This window comes from Streptosporangium sp. NBC_01639, from assembly GCF_045209755.1.
GTDB lineage: Bacteria > Actinomycetota > Actinomycetes > Streptosporangiales > Streptosporangiaceae > Streptosporangium.
Window position 1 is genome coordinate 5811196 of the sequence record NZ_CP109272.1, and the last position, 18952, is coordinate 5830147.

The window sequence follows — 18952 nt, forward strand, 5'->3', positions numbered from 1 at the left end:
AACCCGGCACGTCCTGGGATCTCCTGGACCTGAGCACGCGCCCGTAAGACCCAAGGGTGGCCGCTTTGCGGGGACTGCCGTGGTTTGCAAAGGTCTACCTTGTCGCTGTGATCGGTGCCGCGTTCGCGCTGCTCGGGAACAGCGTGTTGGTGAATGGCCGTCTTGGGCAGCTTGACGGGTCCAACCTGCTCGTGCTGGCCCTGCTGTTCCTGGTGTGCGAGTCCGTGCCGACCCTGCTCAACGTCAAGCAGGCCGCTGTTTCGGTCAGCTTCTCGGCCGTGCTCGCGGCGGTGGTGCTCGTCGGTCCCGAAGGGGCGGCGCTGGTCGGCATGACGGCCGTCTTCAGCGTGCGTCCCGGCCTGCCGACGGTGAAGCGGCTGTTCAACGGCGCCCAGTTCGCCGTCTGCGGTTACGTCGCCGGCCAGGCCTACGAGTGGCTGGGGGGAAGGGTCGGCCTGCCGACCATCGCCGGGTTCAACGACCTGATCGTGCCGTTCGCGGGTGCGGCGGCGGTCTTCGTCCCGCTCAACTCCCTCCTGATCGCGATCGTGCTCGCGCTCACCGGCCAGGCCGACCAGGTGCCGTTGCGCGGGCTGGCCCAGTTCATGGTCTCCTACCTGGGCTATGCCACCTTCGGGCTGCTGATCGCCGGACTGTGGGCCACGGTCAGTTCGATCTCCGCGGTGCTTGTGCTGCTCCCGCTGTTCGTGGCCCGCTGGGCCTTCGGCCAGTATCTCGCCCAGCAGCGGTCCTACGACGCCACGATCGCCGCGCTCTGCCAGGCCGTGGAGACCAAGGACTACTACACTCGCGGCCACTGCACCCGGGTCTCGCTGGCCTCCGGCATGATCGCGCAGGAGATCGGCATGGGACCCGAGCGGCTGCGGGCGATCCGCTACGCGGGGATGCTGCACGACGTGGGCAAGCTGGGGGTGCCGACCAAGGTGCTGCAGAAGGACGGCCCGCTCACCGAGGAGGAGTTCGCCGCCATCCAGCTCCACCCGATGCGCGGGCTGGAGATCGTGCGTGGCATCGACTTCCTGGACGAGGCGTTCGCCGGGATCATGCACCACCATGAGCGGCAGGACGGCAAGGGGTATCCGATGGGACTGGCGGGGGACGAGGTGCCGGAGTTCGCCCGGATCATCGCGGTGGCCGACGCCTTCGACTCGATGACCTCCGACCGTTCCTACCGGGGTGCCCGGCCGGTGCCGGTGGCCATGGCCGAGCTTCGCAAGGGGGCCGGCACCCAGTTCGACCCGGTGATGGTCATGGCGTTCATCAAGGCCGTCGACCGTGACGGCTGGGAGCCGCCGCGCAGGGTCGTCACCCCTCCGGCAGGCATGGCGGAGACCGCCACCAAGGACCACGACGACCCGACCATGCCCATCCAGGTGGTGTCGGAGCGGTGAGCCGCCGGGCGAGCGGAGCGAGTGAGAAGGCGGGCGCGACCATGGGTACGGAGCGGTGAGCCGCCGGGCGAGCGGAGCGAGTGAGAAGGCGGGCGCGACCATGGGTACGGAGCGGTGAGCCGCCCGGTCACCGCGACGCGGGCGTTCCAGCGGCTCGACTCGGGTCAGCTCCTGCTGATCTGCGCGACGGGGCTGCTGGCGGTGGCGGGAGTGGCGCACACCGTCGCGGTCGGACTGCTCGACCCGGAGATCGCCATCGGCTTCGGCGCGCTGATCGCGGCGGGGGAGCTGGCCAGGCTCACGATGCCGGGCAACCGGGAGGTGGCGCCGATCGGCGCGGCCGCCGCGCTGGGCTACACCCTGCTGCTGGACATGGGTGACGTCCCGGTGCGTCATTCGGCGTTCCAGGTCGTCGCGGTGCTGACGGTCGGCATGGCCGCGGGGGCGTTGCCGCACCTGGCGGTGGGCCGCCCGCCCAGGCTGGACGCGATGGCGCGCAGGCTGCTGACCGGGGCGCTGCTGGCCGTGGCCTACCGGCCGCTGGCGGGGGCGCTGTTCGGCCTGACGAAGGGGGCCGAGGGGAGCTGGTGGCCCGCGCTCGGCGTGATGGCCGGGCTGATCCTGATCTTGGCACTGGTGGACGTGGTGCTGTCCGCGGTGCTCCGGGCCGAGCAGGTGCGGGCCGCGTTCGGCGTGGCGCTCCACGATGAGGTCCGGATGGCGGCGCCGCTCTGGTCCGCCGTCGCCGCCTCCGGCATCCTGCTCGCGCTCGCCTCGCACAGCATGGGGATGGCGGCGTTGCTGGTCTTCGCCGCGCCGCTGCTGGTCACCCAGGTCGCGTTCCGGAAGTACGCGGGGATCAGGGCCACCTACCTCCAGACGGTCCGGGCGTTGTCCCGGGTCACAGAGGTCGGCGGCTATGTCGAGCCGGGGCACTCGCGCCGGGTGAGCCGCCTGGCGGTCGCGGTCGGACGGGAACTCGGTCTGGCCGAGCCCGAGCTGCTGGAGCTGGAGTACGCCGCGCTCATGCACGACATCGGCCAGCTGTCGCTGCGGGATCCGATCCCCGGTGGTGCCACGGTGCTCACCGACCCCGAGCAGGCCCGGCGGATCGCCGAGCTCGGTGCCGAGGTGATCCGGCAGACCGGCGTGCTGGACCGGGTGGCTGAGATCGTCCGCCGTCAGTGCGATTCCTGTGCCGAGACGCCGCCGCTGGCCAGCCGGATCATCAAGGTGACCAATGCCTATGACGATCTGATCGGCGGCTCCACCGACCGGGACCGTGCGGGGGCCGCTCTCGAACGGCTCTGTCTCTCCGCCGGTGGGGAATATGATCAAGAGGTCGTCGGGGCCATGGCCCGCGTCATCGACAGGATAACTCCGGCTTATCGGCTCTGAGCGGGTTTCCCGCTCCGGCCCCGGCCTCGCACGGCACCGTGGTCGCGCTGGGCGAGCGTGACTGCTCCGTACGGCGCCGCCATCAGACGGTCGTGGAGGAGACACCGTCCCCGGAGCCACCCGGAGCCGCGTGAGCGCATGCCGGCGGCGGCCGTACGGGCGGGTGAGGGGAAAGATCGACTTCTGGGTGGAGCGGCTGGAGCGCCCCGAGCTCGTCGGCGATGCCCACGACACCGAACCCGATGCCCGTATGAGGGCAGGGGCAGGCCGGTCTGGCACAGTGTGGATCACAGCGAGTGAGGGGGAGTGTCCGGTGGCTGAAGTACGCGCCGAGATGGTGGCTAATGTCTGGCAAGTCCTTGTCGCTCAAGGCGACACCGTTGCGGAGGGCGACACTTTGGTCATCCTTGAGTCGATGAAGATGGAGATCCCGGTCATCGTCGAGGATGACGGTGTGATCGCGGAGCTCAAGGTCGTCGAGGGCGACGTCATCCAGGAGGGCGACCTCATCGCCGTCATCGAGTAGCCGGCCGGGCTCGGCGGTCAGCGGTCAGCGGTCAGCGGTCGGCGGTCAGCGGGAGAGCTGGGTCAGAAAGCGTTCGCGGTCGACGACCACGCGCTCGATCGTGCCGGTCGCGACGGTGGCGCGCCGGTCATGGGCGGTGAAGGCGAAGACCAGACGGCGACCGTCGACCTCGGTGAGTTCGGCGGTGATCTCGACGTGGGTGCCGACCGGGCTGGCCGCCAGATGCTCCAGGGCGACCTTGGTGCCCACGGACGTCTGTCCGGGGTCCAGCGCTCCCGTGACGGCCTGGACGGTGGCCCGCTCGGCGAAGGCGAGCAGGCGAGGCGTGGCCAGCACGGGAACGTCCCCACTGCCGATCTTCATCGCGGTGTCCCCCCGCTCGACCATGATGAGGAGTCGGGCACGCAGGCCGGGAGTGAGCGTCATGGGCGCCAGCATAGGGTGATCCGGTGACCTCCTACCGCGATCACCACGGCCGTTCGGCAGGCCGGGGCGCCCGCGCGGGCCGTCTCGCCGCGCGGGCGATGGAGCCGCCGGCCTCCTGTGTTCGCTGTCGTCACCGGATGATGGTGGTCCGGCTGACTCCGGCGGTCGGTCGGCGCGCTGCGTGGAGCACGGTCCGCTGAGCGGCTGACATCCGGTGCCGATCTGTGACGGGAAATGTTGTCCGGATGGCTGGAACATCGCCCCACTATCAGTAGATTTAGGCTTTATATGCCCATCTTCAGTGATCTCGGGACGGCGGAGCTTGGTCGCGGACTCGTGGTCGCCACCAGTGTGGCGGTCCGGTGGCGGATGACATCACCGGTGACCGCCGACGCTCCTGTCGCAAAGGGATGCAACCTGTACGAGTGCGCCTAAAAGTACTGAGTTTTGTGCGATGCTACGGCACGCGTCTTGTTCGTGGGGCAGGCAACTCGCAGGGGTCCGTTACGTCGCCGTGACGTCGATGCGATACAAATCCGCTTTGTTGGAGAGCCCTGGGGCGGGACGGAGAGGGTTACGGGGGAGTCATGGTGGCCCAAGGCACGACGCTGGCGGGGCGGTATCGCTTGGATACCCGCATCGGCGCCGGCGGTATGGGCGAAGTGTGGCGAGGTGAGGACATCGTCCTTGCGCGCACCGTCGCCGTCAAGGTGCTGCTTCCGGGCCGTACCGACGCCCCGGGCTTCCTGGTGCGTTTCCAGGGCGAGGCCCGGGCGATGGCGACGATCAACCATCCCGGGGTCGTCGATGTCTACGACTACGGGATTCACGAGGTGCCCGGCGCGGGGGCGACGGCATACCTGGTGATGAAGTTCGTCGACGGGGAGCCGCTCGACCGGCTGCTCGGACGGCTGGGGAGCATCGCTCCCGGTCCCGCGATGGAGCTCATCGCGCAGGCGGCCTCGGCCATGCAGGCGGTGCATGACCAGGGCATCGTGCACCGGGACATCAAGCCCGGCAACCTGCTGGTCCGCGCCGACGGCACGCTCGTGCTCACCGACTTCGGCATCGCCAGGTCGGATGCGGCCAGCCGACTGACGGACGCGGGCATGGTGCTCGGCACCGCCGCCTACTGCGCGCCCGAGCAGGCCGAGGGCGCACCGGTCACCTTCGCGGTGGACATCTACGCCCTGGGCGTGGTGGCCTACGAGTGCCTGGCCGGACAGCGGCCGTTCGACGGCGACACCCCGGTCACGATCGCGCTCAAGCACATCCGCGAGGAGCCGCCGCCCCTGCCGCCGCACATCCCGCCGGCGATCAGGGCGCTGGTGGAACGTGCCCTGTCCAAGGACCCGGCCCGCCGTTTCCCCAGTGCCGCCGCGATGAGCACCGCCGCGAGACAGGCGGCGCGCCTCGGGCCGGAGACCGGGCCGATGCCGCTGCCGCCGGTCTCACCCGCCTCGCCCGCCGACGTCGCACGGCAGACCGGCTGGCAGGGGGCCGTGCCACCCGCGACGGCTCCGTCGCCTGGCCCGGCCACCGAGGCGGTCGCGCAGGGGCGGGGCCGCCGTGCCGCGAAGAAGCCGCGGCGCAGGGGCGGGTTCCTGGCGGCGGCCGCCGTGGTCGGTGTGATGTGCGTCGGTCTCGTCACCGTGGCGATCAACGTGATGGCGGCCTCCACGGAGACTCCGCTGCCGTCTCCCTCGCCGAGCGCGACCCCGACCCCGACGCCCACCGTGACCAAGCCACGGACATCGCCGAGGCCGACCCGCACGCCGGCCACCAGACCGCCGCGCCCCGTCACCCCGAAGGCGACCCCGACCCCGACGCCCACGCCGACTCCGACGCCCACCCCGAAGCCCACGCCGACTCCGACTCCGACGCCCACGCCGACGCCGAAGAAGCAGCGGGTGCCGAACGTCATCGACATGACACCGGATGCGGCCAGGAACGCGATCCAGAAGGCGGGCCTGAGGGCGAAGCCCGTCGAGAGCGCCGACATCGACTACTCGCAGTGCGTGAAGGTGGTCGAGCAGCGCCCGGCCGGCGGGGCCATGCAGGACCCCAGGAAGCCGGTGGAGATCATCCTCAGCAGCGAGAAGTGCCCGCCGCCCTCCTCGCCGACGCCCACCCCGACACCCAGTTCCTGAAGGGACCGGCCCGCGGCCTGCCGGGAGACCGGTCCCGGCAGGAAGGCCCCGGCAGCGGTCGGCGGCGTGCGGAGAACGACCGGTTCGGCACTCCGCCGGACGGGGTGGATACGGCCGGCGGCCTTCAGATGCCGGTGGTGGTGCGGGGGTAGGCGACCGAGGGGTCGGTGGCGATGTTGACCATGTACGGCACGCCGGAGTCGAACGCGCGGCGCAGCGCCGGGCCGATCTGCGACGGGTCGGTGACGAGCTCGCCGCCGCCGCCGAGCGCGGTCACCACCTGGTCGTAGCGGCACTGCGGCTGGAGCTCGGCGGCCACGTCATAGCCGTAGAGCATCTGCATGGGGTGCTTCTCCAGCCCCCACATGCCGTTGTTGCCGCAGATCATCACCACCGGCAGGCGATGCCGTACGAGCGTGTCCACGTCCATCAGCGAGAAACCGGCCGCGCCGTCTCCGAGGAGCAGCACCACCTGGGAGGAGGGCCGGGCCAGCCGGGCGGCGATGGCGTAGCCCAGGCCGGTGCCCAGGCAGCCGTACGGGCCCGGGTCGAGCCAGTTGCCGGGCTGCTGGGGCTCGACGTACTTGCCCGCGTAGGAGACGAAGTCGCCGCCGTCGCCGATCACCACGGCGTCCTCGGCGAGGACCTTGGCCAGCTCACCGTAGATCCGCATCGGGTGGATCGGGTCGGAGCCGGAGGCCAGCAGTTCAGCGTCGGCGGCGATGGCCGCCGCGGCGGTCTCCGACAGCTTCGACAGCCACGGCGCGTAGGTCGCGGGCGACACACCGGCCTGGTTGCAAGCCGTACCCAGCCCCCAGAAGACCAGCGACAGGTCGCCGGCGGCGGTGCCGGAGGGCTCGATGTGCGTGGTGAGCTGCGACGGCGCGTCGGCCAGGTGCACGACCTTGGCGAGCGGGGCGCCGTCCTTGCCGCCGAACCAGCCGTAGCCGAGCCGGAAGTCCATCGGGGTGCCCGCGACGATCACCAGGTCGGCCTGGGTGAGTGCGAGCCCGCGCGCCCGGGTGACCAGCAGCTCGTGCCCGGCGGGCAGGATGCCGCGACCCTGGCCGTTGGGGATGACCGGCAGGCGGAACTCCTCGGCGAAGGACCGGGCGACCTCCTCGGCGCGGTCCATCCACACGTCCGAGCCCAGCACCAGCACCGGGCGCTCGGCCTCGGCGAGCAGCCGGGCGATCCCGGCGAGAGCGTCGGAGTCGGGCTCCAGCGGCGAGGGGGTCAGCGTCTCGGTGGCGTGGTCCGGCGGGGGCGCGGGGGCGAACAGGTGGTCCATGTGGAAGTCGAGGAACACCGGGCCGCGGTGCGGGGCCAGGGCGGTGCGGAAGGCCATCTCCACGTCCTCGGCGACGGAGTCGGCGCCGGAGCCGGTGAAGGCCAACTTGGTGATGGGAGCGAACAGCGGCGGATGGTCGAGCTCCTGCAGGGCGCCCGAGCCCCAGCGTGACTGCGGCGCCCGGCCGCCCAGGATCACGACCGGGGAACCGTTGAAGTGCGCGGTGGCCACGCCGCTGACCCCGTTGGTGATGCCGGGGCCGGCGGTGAGCACGGCCAGGCCGGGTCTGCGGGTCAGTCGGGCGGTCGCCTCGGCGGCGAAGACCGCGCTCTGCTCGTGCCGCACGTCAAGGATGGGCATGTCCTCGTGGACCGCCCCGTCATACAGCGGGAAGACGTGCCCGCCGGACAGGGTGAACATGGTCTCGATGCCATAGGCCTTGGAGACGGCGACGGCGATGTCACCTGCGTGCTTCGGGGACTCCATATCGCGCAACCTACCAGTCAGTCACTTAGCCGGACAGGGGTTCTTCACCCTGCCCAGATTCGTCCCACCTAACGCGCTCGGCACGTATTGCGGTACCCGGCTCAGGGGCGGTGCAGCCGGGTGACGAACTTGTACCGGTCGCCGCGGTAGAGGGACTGGGCCCACTCCACCGGGTTGCCGTCGGCGTCGAATGCGTGCCGGGTGAGCAGCAGCATCGGCAGGCCGACGTCGACGCTCAGCACCTGCGCGTCGTACGGCGTCGCCAGCACGGTCTCGATGATCTCCTCGGCGTCGGTCAGCCGTACGTTGTAGGCGTTGTGCAGCGTCTCATACAGCGAGGAGTGCACCTCCAGCTCCCGCCGGAGCCGGGGGAAGCGCCGGGCCGACAGATGGGTGGTGTCGATCGACATCGGCTCGCCGTTGGCCAGGCGCAGCCGGTGGATGCGGAGCACCCGGCCGCCGGGGTTGATCGCCAGCCGGCGGGCCAGGGGTTCGTCGGCGGTGACGTAGCTGATGTCGAGGATCTTGGTGTCGGGTTCGAGGCCGACGGTCCGCAGGTCGCCGGTGTAGGAGGTCAGCTGGAGGACCTGGGCGACCTTGGGCTGCGCGACGAAGGTCCCCTTGCCCTGGATGCGCACCAGCCGGCCCTCGACCACCAGCTCCGACAGGGCCTGGCGCACGGTGGTACGCGAGGTCTCGAACCGGACCGCCAGTGTCCGTTCGGGGGGCAGCGCGCTGCCCGCCGACAGGGACTTGGTCAGCGCGAGCAGGCTCCGTTTGACGTCGTAGTACTTGGGAATCCTGGGGGAGTCGTCCGTCACGACGGCACCTCGCCTAACGGCTCGGAAACGGCGTGAACGCAGACGCCGCGCCTCTGGGCCTGCCTGGTCCGCTCACTCAATTGGTCACCTTCATCTCGGCCACGGCGGTGAGCGCACCCCTGGCCACCGCTGGATCATCGGAACTCAGATTGGCCCGTGCGGTCAACCGCGGGCAAGAGCGGCCGGCCGGCACCGAGAGCGGCCGGAGGTATCCGTCGCGCACTCCGCGTTCCGCACAGATGAGGGCGACCCGTGGCACGGTCTCGGGCGGGCCGAGGACGATCGGGACGACCGCACCCGCCGGATCGTTGGTCTCCAGGCCGAGTTCGCGGGCCGTCGAGGCCGACTCCCTCGCTCTGGTCCGTACGTGTCCGGGCAGTTCGGGCTGGTTCTGAAGGATATCCACAGCGGCGAGTGCCGTGGCCGCGCCGCCGGGGGCCCGGCCGGTGGTGAAGATGGACGACCGGCCCGTGTCCGTCGGCGTTTCGATCGCCTCCGGAGCCCCCGGTACGGCCCCGCCCCGGGAGCTCGGAGGCGCAGGCAGTGTGATCGTTATCACAATGGCCGGCTCTGCCGCCTGGCCGGCCGGGTGCACCGCTCCCCGGTCGGCCGAACCGAGCCGGTCGTCGGAGGCCAGGTCGACCAGACCGCCGTCATCCGGCGTCCGGACGCGCCGGGCACGCCTGGGACCTGCCGCCTCACGCCTGCTCGGGGCCGTGCGGAACCGAGTCGGCGGGTCTGGGGTCTGCTCCATAGCGGGCATCTTGCCAGCCGGGCCCGCTCGATTCGCGTTCGGACCCGCAAAGAACGCATGATGCACGGGTGCCGACTCTAAGTGACCTGGCGATCCGCCACACCGCACTCGACGATGCCGACCTCGAGTGGACGCACTCGCTGGTCTCCGACTGGCAGCTCCTGGCCGACCTGTCGTTCGCCGATCTCGTCCTCTGGGTCCCGCTCCGGAAGGGCACGGGATGGATCGCCGTCGCGCAGATGCGGCCCACCACGGGGCCGACCGTCTATCACGACGACATCGTCGGGATGACCGCGGCCAAGGGAGAGCGGGCGCTCATCGACACGGCCTGGAACGAGCGGCGGATCTGCCGGGAGGGTGACCCCGACTGGTCGAGCGGGGTCCCGGTGCGCGAGGAGACCATCCCGGTACGGCGGGCCGACCACTTCCTCGGCGTGATCCAGCGTTCGACGAACCTCTCCTCGGCGCGCACCCCGTCCCGGCTCGAACTCACCTACCTGCAGAGCGCCTCGGACCTGGCCCAGATGGTGGCCGAGGGGCGGTTCCCGTTCTCCGGCGCCGAGCCGATCCTGGTCCGTTCACCACGGGTGGGCGACGGCCTGCTCCGGCTGGACCGCGCGGGCCGGGTCACTTATGCCTCGCCGAACGCGCTTTCGGCCTACCGGCGGCTTGGCCTCAACGCGGATCTGGTCGGCGCCGAGCTGGGCCGTACGACCGCCACTCTCTGCTACTCCGACGAGCCCATCAACGAGAACCTGATGATGGTGGCCAGCGGCCGGGAGCCCCGGGAGACCGAGGTCGAGTCGGGTGGCACCGTCGTGCAGCTGCGGGCGATCCCGCTGGTCGTCGGGGGCGGGCGGATCGGCGCGCTGGTGCTCATCCGGGATGTGACGGAGCTGCGCCGCCGCGAGCGGGAGCTGATGACCAAGGACGCCACGATCAGGGAGATCCACCACCGGGTGAAGAACAACCTGCAGACGGTGGCGGCGCTGCTCCGGCTGCAGGCCCGGCGGCTGCGGCAGCCGGAGGGGCGTGAGGCGCTGGAGGAGGCGGTGCGCAGGGTCGGGTCGATCGCGATCGTGCACGAGACGCTGTCCCACACGCCCGACGAGCAGGTGGACTTCGACGACATCGCCGACCGCGTGATCGCGATGACGGGCGAAGTGGCGGCGCCGGAGGCGCAGGTCGTGCCGCGCCGCGTCGGGTCGTTCGGGGTGCTGCGCTCGGAGATCGCGACGCCGCTGGCGATGGTCCTCACCGAGCTGCTGCAGAATGCCGTCCAGCACGGGCTCGCCCACCGGCCGGGCCGGCTTCAGGTGATCGTCTCGCGGGGGGCCGACCGGCTCGACGTGATCGTGTCCGACAACGGGACCGGTCTGCCGGAGGGATTCGACCTGGAGTCGTCCACCAGCCTGGGGCTGCAGATCGTGCGGACCCTGGTCGTCGGGGAGCTGTCCGGCCGGCTGGCCATCGAGCCCCGGCAGGGTGGCGGCACCGAGGTCACCCTCGGCATCCCCCTCCCCGCGGCCTGAACCGGGCCGGGGAGGGGTCCGGCGTGGTTCAGGCGTTCGCGCGGGTGCGGGCGCGGGCCGTGCGGCGCTTGTAGGCGCGGCGCTCGTCCTCGCTCAGGCCGCCCCAGACGCCGGCGTCCTGCCCGGATTCCAGCGCCCACTTCAGGCATGCTTCACTGATGGTGCACGTGTGGCAGACCTGCTTGGCCTCTTCGATCTGCATCAGGGCAGGGCCGGTGTTGCCGATCGGGAAGAACAGCTCGGGGTCCACGTCACGGCAGGCAGCGCGGTGGCGCCAGTCCATGCGTTCACTCCTTCGTAAGAGGAGCCCTTGCTGCGGCTCCGTCGGCTCACTTTGTGAAGACTTTCACTAACCAGTGCGAACAGCTGCCCGAGCCTTGTTCGGTTCGGGGCGTGTTCGCTTGACCGCCGGCGACCTTGGAGCGAGGTGGTCGCTCAAAGGTCCTACGTTCCGACGTCAATGTTGAGATTGTCAGCCACGCTCAGTACATGCAAGAGGTTTGGGAGAACGTTTTGCCGGATATGCATGTCGGATGCGTCACACAATGACCGCATGTAACGAGCTAGACCAAAACTTGTAACGCGTCTGGGATAGATCGGAAGGTCACCCGCTCGACTTCGCCCAGGTAGTCGCCGTCGAGCTGGAACGCCACCGGGCGTTCCGCGGTCAGCGTGAACTCCTTCTCGTCATGGAGTTGCACCAGGTGGCGGCCGGTGGGCAGGGTGTCGCGGTCCCCGGTGATCTGGGGCATGAGATGGAGCATCGACGGCACGCCCAGGCGCTGGAGTCCCAGCAGGTCAAGGCCGGTCTCGAAGCTCGCCCACGGGGTCGGGCAGATCGGCCGGGAGCCCACGTAGGTCCAGGGCGAGGTGTTGGAGATGATCGCCATGAAGACGTTCTCGGCCTGGGGCACGCCCGGTCCCTCGACGGTCATCGCGGCGTGACGTTTGTCGGTCGAGAGATAGTGGTGTAACGCGGTGTTCACATAGCGCGCGGGGGTGGCCTTGCGGCCGGTGCCGCGCATGCCCTCCACCGCACGGATCACCTCGGCGTCATACCCCAGGCCACTACAGAACGTGAAGTATCGGCTTTCGTCATTCCATAGCGCCTGGCCCAGTCCGACGGTCCGCCGCCGGCCGTCGCGGATCGCCTCCAGCACCGCGCCGACCGCTTCGACCGTGCTGTTCGGCAGCCCCAGCGCCCGCGCGAAGACGTTCGCGCTGCCGCCGGGGATCACCAGCAGGGCCGGCCGTCCCGTCGCGTCCCCGCCCCGGCCGTCCTCCGCGTCGAGCAGGCCGTTCGCCGCCTCGTTGATCGTGCCGTCGCCGCCGAGCACGGCCACCACGTCGTATCCCGAGGCGTGGGCCTTGCGCGAGAGCAGAGCCGCGTGCCCGCGGTAGGCGGTCTCCTCGACCGTGATGCTCATGGTGGCGCTGAGAGCCCCGATGAGCACGTCCCGCGTCCGCCGGTTGGTCGTCGTCGCCTTGGGGTTCACCAGGAGCATCGCGCGCATGACGTCAGAGTATCCGCCCATATCGCCCCCCGGACTGGGGAAACCCGACCGAGGGGCCCCGGGGATAGGGTTGGGATGTGTCGAATCGCCCGATGACCCTCACCGTCGCCGCCGCCATCCTGGGGCTGGAAGGCGTCACCAGCCTGTTGCTCGGCGGATACGTCGGCATCGAGACGGTGATCGGCCGTCCCGTCGATGTGCTGAGCTCGCTCTTCGTCGCCGGATTCGGGATCCTCGTCGGCGCGGGCCTGCTCTGGGTGGCCTGGGGGATGCTCCGGTCCGAACGGTGGACACGGAGTCCGGGCGTGCTGGCGCAGATCTTCTCCGCCGTGGTCGCCATCACGCTGATCCAGTCCGGCCAGCAGCTCATCGGCATCCCGCTGATCGCCGTGGCGGTGGTCGGCGTGGTCGCGCTGCTCTCCCCGCAGACGACCCAGATCCTCTACGGGGACCAGCTCTACGGCGACAGGGACTGAGCCCCGTCCCCCGGATCCTGCCCTGTCGCGATCGGCCGGGCGGTGCGTCGCATCGTCGTCGGTCGCCGCAGCGGGCCACGGCTGCTCGTTCCGTCGTGCGACGCACCACCCGGCCGGATCCTCGCCATGACGAGAACCACGGGACAGGGCCTGGCTCAGTCCTCCGCCGTCAGCCCCTCACGGAGCTGGGCGAGGGTCCGGGCCAGCAGCCGGGAGACATGCATCTGCGAGATGCCCAGCTCGGTGGCGATCTGCGACTGGGTCATATTGCCGAAGAACCGCAGCAGCAGGATCCGCTTCTCGCGCGGCGGCAGCCGTTCGAGCAGCGGTTTGAGCGACTCGCGGTATTCGACGCCCTCCAGGGAGTCGTCCACGATGCCCAGGGAGTCGGCCACCGCAGGCGCGTCGTCGTCACCGGAGTCGGGCGCGTCGAGGGAGACCGTCGAGTAGGCGTTGGCCGACTCCAGCCCCTCGAGCACCTCCTCCTCGGTCATCTTGAGGAACGTCGCGAGCTCCCCGACCGTGGGCGCACGCCCCTCGCGCTGGGAGAGCTCGCTGATCGCCTTGGTGAGCGAGAGCTTGAGCTCCTGCAGACGACGCGGCACGCGGACCGCCCAGCCCTTGTCGCGGAAGTGCCGCTTGATCTCGCCCACGATCGTCGGGGTGGCGTAGGTGGAGAACTCGACCCCCCGGCCCAGATCGAAGCGGTCGATCGACTTGATCAGGCCGATGGTGGCGACCTGGGTGAGATCGTCAAGCCACTCGCCCCGGTTGCGGAACCGTCGGGCGAGATATTCCACCAAGGGGAGATGGAGCTCGACGAGCTCGTCACGGATGCGCTGGCGCCTCGAGTCGTCGGGGGTCAACTCCGCCAGTTCCGCGAAGAGCAGGCGCGCGCGCACCCGGTCGGGCACCGCGTGATCGCTGGCGGCCATGGCACGAGTCCTTTCCGTCACGCCGGCCTCGCTGCGCCTCGGCGCTTGCGTAGCACGATCGCCATGCGGTCGGGGGAGTCGGTTACGGCATCCACATCGTCAGCCAGGGCGGTGAGCACCATCCACGCGAAGTCGTCGCGCTTGGGCGCGCTACTGCCCACCGTGCTGACCTCGACCCGGACCTGCATCAGCTGACCGCTGAGCTCGAACTCGGCCGTCAGATCGGTCCCGGGAACAGCCTGGGTCAACAGCATCGCGCACGCCTCGTCGACCGCGATCCGCAGATCCTCGATCTCGTCAAGCGTGAAGTCCAGCCGTGCGGCCAGTCCGGCGGTCGCCGTACGCAGCACGGAAAGATAGGCACTCGCGGCCGGCAGCCGGACGGTCACCACGTCGCGGATCCCGCCCATATCAACCGCCGGCGTCTCGGTGTGTTCGGTCACGTTCCTCCTCGCAGAGTCGCTGACTGCAACCTACAGCCCCGAGAGGGTGGTTGGCCCAATTGGACTCGCGATCCGGACGATTTGAACACCTCAAGAACCCACTAAGACACCTCAATGGGACATCTCAACAGGTCAGGCCCCGTGCGGCGGCACTCCTCACGGGGCCCGCGACGGTGCCCGCACCTGCGTGCACCGCCTCGTCGTCCGCCCGCCGCCACCCTCGGCCTTCTCGGGCCGGGGTCGGCGGCGCGCCTCCGCGACGATCTGCTCAGGCGGCCTTGGTCGCCCAGAAGATCTTGGAGATCTCGTCGATCTTGCCCAGGAGCTCGTCGGCCTTGGCGACGTCGACCGTCCCCTTGCCGCCCGCCGCGCCGGCCAGCTTCGTGGCGTCCCAGAAGAGCTGGTGCAGCTGCGGGTAGGTCTCCAGGTGCGGGGGCTTGAAGTAGTCGGTCCACAGCACCCACAGGTGGTGCTTGACCAGCTCAGACCGCTCTTCCTTGATGGTGAGCGCGCGGGAACGGAAGATCGGGTCCTCGTTCGCGGCGTACTTCTCCATGATGGCCTTCACGGACTCGGCCTCGATGCGGGCCTGAGCCGGGTCGTACACGCCACACGGCAGGTCGCAGTGCGCGGACGCGATGTGCTTGGGGCGCATAAGTCGTGCGAGCATCGGAAAGTCCTTCCTTGATGCTGAGATCAGCTGGTCCAGTAACGACCTTACTCGTCTTCGAAACCCGTGTGGGAGGGGGCTGCGCCCTGTGAGAGTCCGTGTCGAAGGGGACTCGATGCTGCCCGCGCTGCGCCCCGGCGACTGGCTCTGGGTGTGGCGCGGCGCCCCGATCCGGGCGGGGGACCTGGTCGTCGCCCGGCTCCCGGCCGACCCGTCACTGCTGATCGTCAAGCGGGCCGCCTGGAAGGCGGCGGACGGCTGGTGGCTGGAGAGTGACAACCAGCGGGCCCCCGGCCGCCGCGACAGCTGGGACTTCGGCGCCCTGCCCCCGTCGGCGCTGGTCGGCCGGGTGGCGCTGCGCTACTGGCCGCCGACCTTCTTACGGGCCCGGTAGGCGGCCACGTTCGCCCGGCTGGCGCACCGCTCGGAGCAGTAGCGCCGGGACCTGTTGGAGGAGGTGTCGAGATAGGCCCGCCGGCAGGGCGGCGCCTGGCAGAGGCCGAGCCGGTCCACGCCGAGGTCGGTGACGATGGTGGCCAGGCCCATCACCGCGCCCACGGCGTACTGGTCGGCCATCCGGCCGCCCTCGGTGAGGTGCAGGTGCCAGCGCTCGCCGTCGTGGCCGGAGATCTGCGGCTGGACCGGATGCTGGATCAGCAGCGAGTTGAGCCGGTCGACCACGTCCTGCTCGTCGCCGCCGGCCGCGGCCGCGAACACCGTCACGAGCTCCTCGCGCAGATCGCGCAGGGCGTCGAGGTCGCCCCGGGTGATACGGCAGCCGGGACGGTAGCGGCGCCCCTCCTCAAGGAGGGAACGGAGCCCGTCCAGGCCGGTCAGCCGGTCGGGGCTGTTGATGAGCAGTACAGCCAGCTCGGCATAGGAGGTCAGATCCACCGGCGACCCGTCGATGTAAGTGATGAATGAAGCCCCGAGTATTACACGGGCGGCGAGATCGGCACCACGCATTGAAACTAAGCCGCCTTGTCATCTCTCCGTCATCGGCCGGAGTCTCACGATGTGGCACAATCGACCAGCGGGTGACCCCCGTGCCCCCGCCAGACGACCGTTCTCAGCGAGCGAGCCCCGAGCGGCTACCGAAGCCGGGTCACGTCCGCGACGGCGTCTAAGGAACCGTCCGTCTGCCTGACTGAACTACAGGGGTCGCTGTGGCTGTCACACCATCGTCCGTCTCGCCCGAAACCCTCGACCTGGATCCGGCCTTCGCCCTGCATCGCGGCGGCAAGCTGGAGGTCCGCTCCACCGTCCCGGTCCGCGACGCCGCCGACCTGGCGCTCGCCTACACCCCGGGGGTGGCCCGGGTCTGCACCGCGATCGCCGAGCGGCCCGAGCTCGTCAACGACTACACCTGGGTGTCCAACGTGGTCGCCGTCGTCTCCGACGGCACCGCCGTGCTCGGGCTCGGCGACATCGGGCCCGCCGCCGCCATGCCCGTCATGGAGGGCAAGGCGCTGCTGTTCAAGGAGTTCGCGGGGGTCGACGCGGTGCCGATCTGCCTCGGCTGCACCGACGTGGACGCACTGGTCGAGACGGTCGTACGGCTCGCACCCTCCTTCGGCGGCATCAACCTGGAGGACATCAGCGCGCCCCGCTGCTTCGAGGTCGAGGACCGGCTGCGCGAGCTCCTGGACATCCCCGTCTTCCACGACGACCAGCACGGCACCGCGATCGTGGTGCTGGCGGCGCTCAGGAACGCGGCCCGGCTGACCGGCCGCTCGCTGGGCGACCTGCGGGCCGTGGTGGCGGGCGCCGGCGCGTCCGGCGTCGCGGTCAGCCGCATCCTGCTCAACGCGGGCATCGGCGACATCGCGATCTCCGACTCCAAGGGCCTGATCTACCAGGGCCGCGACGGGCTCAACCCGGTCAAGGAGGCCCTGGCGCGCGACAGCAACCGGGCCGCCCTGCGAGGTTCCACCGAGGAGGCGCTGGCCGGGGCGGACGTGTTCGTCGGCCTGTCGGGCTCCACGGTCTCGGAACGGGCCATCGCCTCGATGGCGTCCGGCTCCATCGTCTTCGCGCTGTCCAACCCGGAGCCCGAGGTGCACCCGGAGATCGCCAGGAGGCACGCCCGGGTGGTGGCGACCGGCCGTTCCGACTTCCCGAACCAGATCAACAACGTGCTGGCCTTCCCCGGCGTCTTCCGGGGGGCGCTCGACGTCCGCGCCAGCACCATCACCGAGAACATGAAGGTGGCCGCGGCCGAGGCGCTGGCCGCCGTGGTCGGCGACGACCTGTCGGCCGACTACGTGATCCCCAGTCCGTTCGACGAGCGCGTCGCCCCGGCGGTCGTCGCCGCGGTCGCCGCGCAGGCCCGCGTCGACGGAGTCGCCCGCCGCTGACCCGCCGTATCCGCTTCCGGGACTGCTCGTTTTCTGGGGCCGCCCGCACTCTGGGAGTGCTCGCTTTCCGGAGCCGCCCGCTTTCCGGGGCCGCCCGCGAAGAGTTCCGGACCCGTCTGCGAAGACGCCCCCGCCCGACCGGGTGGGGGCGTCTTCGTCGTGTTGCGGGAAACCCAAAAAACAGTCACGGATCGTGCTATAAACAAAGCTCTCCGTCACCTATCCGGGCAAGCGTGTGCAACGAGGGGCGGATACGGGCGCACGGGGCACGGCATACGGCCGGCACCCCGGCAACTCTCACGGTGAGGAAAGCGGATAGGAATGCGATGAAACGCGAACCCAACCGATTACTCCAGCGGCTCATCGCCGAAGCGGGTTTCACCCACAAGGGACTGTCCCGCAAGATCAACGATCTCGGTGTCTCCCGGGGCCTCCCGGGCCTGAAGTACGACCACAGTTCCGTCCTCCGCTGGATCGGCGGCCAGCGGCCGAGAGATCCGGTCCCCGGACTGCTCGCAGAGATCTTCGCGCTCCGGCTCGGCAGGTCGGTCAGCTCGGAGGACCTCGGCCTGCCGGTCGTCCCGACCTCTCTCGACCTCGGACAGGAGTTCACCCACACATGGCAGGAGGGCATCGCGACCGTGACGGCACTGTGGCGGGGAGACGTTGAGAGACGCAGGTTCCTGATCGACTCGACCTTCGCGGTCGGGGCCGGCTCCACCGGTGCCCTGCGCTGGCTGACCCTCCCCCTGGAGAGCCGTCCCGCCGCGGGCGGCGCCCGGCGGGTGGGGACGGCCGACATCGCCGCGATCCGGGAGGTGACCCGGTCCTTCGGCGAGCTGGACAACAGGTTCGGCGGTGGCAGGGTCCGCTCGGCGGTGGTGAAATATCTGGACACCGCGGTCGCGCCGCTGCTCAGTGACGGCTCCTACAGCGGGAACACCGGCAGGCTGCTGGCGTCCGCGGCGGCCGAGCTGACCCGGCTGGCCGGGTGGATGGCCTACGACCTGGAGCAGCACGGCCTGGCCCAGCGCTACCTGATCCAGGCGCTCCGGCTGGCCAGGGGAGCGGAGGACCACGGGTTCGGCGGGGAGATCCTCGCGGGGATGAGCCACCAGGCCCTGTACATCGGACAGCCCGCGCACGCCCTCGACCTGGCGAGGGCCGCCCAGCTCTCGGCCCGGCGGGCCGGCGTCTTCGCGCTGCTGGCCGAGGCGCACGTGCTGGAGGGCCACGCGCACGCCCTGATGGACGACCGGGCCGCCTGTGCGGACTCCCTGCACGAGGCGGAGCTGGCCTTCGACCGGCGGGCGAGCGGCGACGAGCCCGACTGGATCGCCTACTTCGACGAGGCCTACCTGTCGGCCAAGTTCGCGCACTGCTTCCGCGACCTGGGCGACGGGCCGGGGGCCGTACGGTATGCGACGCGGTCGCTGGACATGGACGGGCGCTATGTCCGCGGGCGGATGTTCAACCTGTCGCTGCTCTCGGCTGGGCTGCTCCAGTGCGGTGAGCTGGAGCGGGCCTGCGCGGCGGCAGGCCAGGCGCTGGATCTGGCGGGGGGCCTGCAGTCGGTCCGCACCCAGTCGTACGTGGCGGACCTGCGGCGGCGGCTGGACCCCTTCGCGGGAGAGCCGGCCGTGGTGGAGCTGAAGGAGCGGAGCCGGGAGCTCAGCATCGCCTGATGTTCTCCGGGAGGAGCTGACGCCCTGCGGGAGATCTGACGTTCCAGGAGCACGCGGGAGAAAGCCCCGGACAAAA

The 18952-nt window shown here is 70.4% G+C and carries 20 protein-coding genes; 10 read left to right on the forward strand and 10 right to left on the reverse strand.

Annotated elements, in window-relative coordinates; translation table 11 throughout:
* Positions 1-65: 65 nt before the first annotated feature.
* The 4 genes from OHA77_RS26645 to OHA77_RS26660 all read left to right on the forward strand — a co-directional run bounded on the left by OHA77_RS26645 (position 66) and on the right by OHA77_RS26660 (position 3336).
* Positions 66-1412, forward strand: coding sequence for an HD-GYP domain-containing protein (locus tag OHA77_RS26645; RefSeq protein ID WP_406319878.1), 1347 nt, complete (start codon positions 66-68; stop codon positions 1410-1412).
* A 114-nt stretch (positions 1413-1526) separates the two neighbouring features.
* Positions 1527-2810: an HD-GYP domain-containing protein gene (locus tag OHA77_RS26650; RefSeq protein ID WP_406312173.1), complete on the forward strand. Its 1284-nt coding sequence runs from the start codon at positions 1527-1529 to the stop codon at positions 2808-2810.
* A 38-nt stretch (positions 2811-2848) separates the two neighbouring features.
* Positions 2849-2944 carry a hypothetical protein gene (locus tag OHA77_RS26655; RefSeq protein WP_406312174.1) on the forward strand — a complete coding sequence of 32 codons (96 nt, stop codon included), beginning with the start codon at positions 2849-2851 and terminating at the stop codon, positions 2942-2944.
* Between the two features lie 179 nt (positions 2945-3123).
* Positions 3124-3336: a biotin/lipoyl-binding carrier protein gene (locus OHA77_RS26660; RefSeq protein WP_406319879.1), complete on the forward strand. Its 213-nt coding sequence runs from the start codon at positions 3124-3126 to the stop codon at positions 3334-3336.
* 45 nt (positions 3337-3381) lie between these two features.
* Here the strand turns inward: OHA77_RS26660 and OHA77_RS26665 are convergent, their stop codons facing one another.
* Complete coding sequence (locus OHA77_RS26665) at positions 3382-3762, reverse strand: thioesterase family protein (protein ID WP_406312175.1); 381 nt, start codon at positions 3760-3762, stop codon at positions 3382-3384.
* Positions 3763-4388: 626 nt separating this feature from the next.
* Between OHA77_RS26665 and OHA77_RS26670 the strand changes: the two genes are divergently transcribed.
* Entirely contained in the window at positions 4389-5912 is a 1524-nt protein-coding gene (locus OHA77_RS26670) for a serine/threonine protein kinase (protein WP_406312177.1), read from the forward strand.
* A 124-nt stretch (positions 5913-6036) separates the two neighbouring features.
* On the opposite strand, the gene OHA77_RS26675 is transcribed toward OHA77_RS26670, so the two are convergent.
* From OHA77_RS26675 to OHA77_RS26685, 3 genes are all read right to left on the reverse strand, one after another.
* Entirely contained in the window at positions 6037-7689 is a 1653-nt protein-coding gene (locus OHA77_RS26675) for an acetolactate synthase (RefSeq protein ID WP_406312178.1), read from the reverse strand.
* Positions 7690-7790: 101 nt separating this feature from the next.
* Positions 7791-8510 carry a GntR family transcriptional regulator gene (locus OHA77_RS26680; RefSeq protein WP_406312179.1) on the reverse strand — a complete coding sequence of 240 codons (720 nt, stop codon included), beginning with the start codon at positions 8508-8510 and terminating at the stop codon, positions 7791-7793.
* Between the two features lie 76 nt (positions 8511-8586).
* Entirely contained in the window at positions 8587-9264 is a 678-nt protein-coding gene (locus tag OHA77_RS26685; protein WP_406312180.1) for a hypothetical protein, read from the reverse strand.
* A gap of 68 nt (positions 9265-9332) precedes the next feature.
* On the opposite strand from OHA77_RS26685, the gene OHA77_RS26690 reads away from it, so the two are divergent.
* Positions 9333-10796 (forward strand): histidine kinase N-terminal domain-containing protein, encoded by a 1464-nt coding sequence (locus OHA77_RS26690; RefSeq protein ID WP_406312181.1) that lies wholly within the window; start codon positions 9333-9335, stop codon positions 10794-10796.
* Positions 10797-10824: 28 nt separating this feature from the next.
* On the opposite strand, the gene OHA77_RS26695 is transcribed toward OHA77_RS26690, so the two are convergent.
* Together OHA77_RS26695 and OHA77_RS26700 are read right to left on the reverse strand one after the other, a co-directional pair.
* The gene (locus OHA77_RS26695; RefSeq protein ID WP_326825468.1) at positions 10825-11079 is read right to left on the reverse strand and encodes a WhiB family transcriptional regulator; all 255 of its coding nucleotides are present in this window, start codon (positions 11077-11079) and stop codon (positions 10825-10827) included.
* Positions 11080-11359: 280 nt separating this feature from the next.
* Positions 11360-12310 carry a diacylglycerol kinase family protein gene (locus OHA77_RS26700; protein WP_326825467.1) on the reverse strand — a complete coding sequence of 317 codons (951 nt, stop codon included), beginning with the start codon at positions 12308-12310 and terminating at the stop codon, positions 11360-11362.
* 92 nt (positions 12311-12402) lie between these two features.
* On the opposite strand from OHA77_RS26700, the gene OHA77_RS26705 reads away from it, so the two are divergent.
* Positions 12403-12786 carry a hypothetical protein gene (locus tag OHA77_RS26705; protein WP_406312183.1) on the forward strand — a complete coding sequence of 128 codons (384 nt, stop codon included), beginning with the start codon at positions 12403-12405 and terminating at the stop codon, positions 12784-12786.
* A gap of 155 nt (positions 12787-12941) precedes the next feature.
* Here OHA77_RS26705 and OHA77_RS26710 read toward each other — a convergent pair whose 3' ends face one another.
* The 3 genes from OHA77_RS26710 to sodN all read right to left on the reverse strand — a co-directional run bounded on the left by OHA77_RS26710 (position 12942) and on the right by sodN (position 14834).
* Entirely contained in the window at positions 12942-13721 is a 780-nt protein-coding gene (locus OHA77_RS26710; RefSeq protein WP_221465310.1) for an RNA polymerase sigma factor SigF, read from the reverse strand.
* Positions 13722-13738: 17 nt separating this feature from the next.
* The gene (locus tag OHA77_RS26715; protein WP_406312184.1) at positions 13739-14164 is read right to left on the reverse strand and encodes an anti-sigma factor; all 426 of its coding nucleotides are present in this window, start codon (positions 14162-14164) and stop codon (positions 13739-13741) included.
* Between the two features lie 268 nt (positions 14165-14432).
* The gene (sodN, locus tag OHA77_RS26720; RefSeq protein ID WP_326825465.1) at positions 14433-14834 is read right to left on the reverse strand and encodes a superoxide dismutase, Ni; all 402 of its coding nucleotides are present in this window, start codon (positions 14832-14834) and stop codon (positions 14433-14435) included.
* Positions 14835-14922: 88 nt separating this feature from the next.
* Between sodN and OHA77_RS26725 the strand changes: the two genes are divergently transcribed.
* Positions 14923-15228 (forward strand): S24 family peptidase, encoded by a 306-nt coding sequence (locus tag OHA77_RS26725; protein ID WP_406312185.1) that lies wholly within the window; start codon positions 14923-14925, stop codon positions 15226-15228.
* On the opposite strand, the gene OHA77_RS26730 is transcribed toward OHA77_RS26725, so the two are convergent.
* The gene (locus tag OHA77_RS26730) at positions 15195-15800 is read right to left on the reverse strand and encodes a CGNR zinc finger domain-containing protein (RefSeq protein ID WP_406312186.1); all 606 of its coding nucleotides are present in this window, start codon (positions 15798-15800) and stop codon (positions 15195-15197) included. The two genes, OHA77_RS26725 and OHA77_RS26730, sit on opposite strands and share 34 nt — an antisense overlap.
* 200 nt (positions 15801-16000) lie before the next feature.
* Between OHA77_RS26730 and OHA77_RS26735 the strand changes: the two genes are divergently transcribed.
* Together OHA77_RS26735 and OHA77_RS26740 are read left to right on the forward strand one after the other, a co-directional pair.
* Positions 16001-17191, forward strand: a complete 1191-nt coding sequence (locus OHA77_RS26735; RefSeq protein WP_406312187.1) for an NADP-dependent malic enzyme — start codon at positions 16001-16003, stop codon at positions 17189-17191.
* A 326-nt stretch (positions 17192-17517) separates the two neighbouring features.
* Positions 17518-18876: a hypothetical protein gene (locus OHA77_RS26740; protein ID WP_406312188.1), complete on the forward strand. Its 1359-nt coding sequence runs from the start codon at positions 17518-17520 to the stop codon at positions 18874-18876.
* Positions 18877-18952 lie beyond the last annotated feature (76 nt).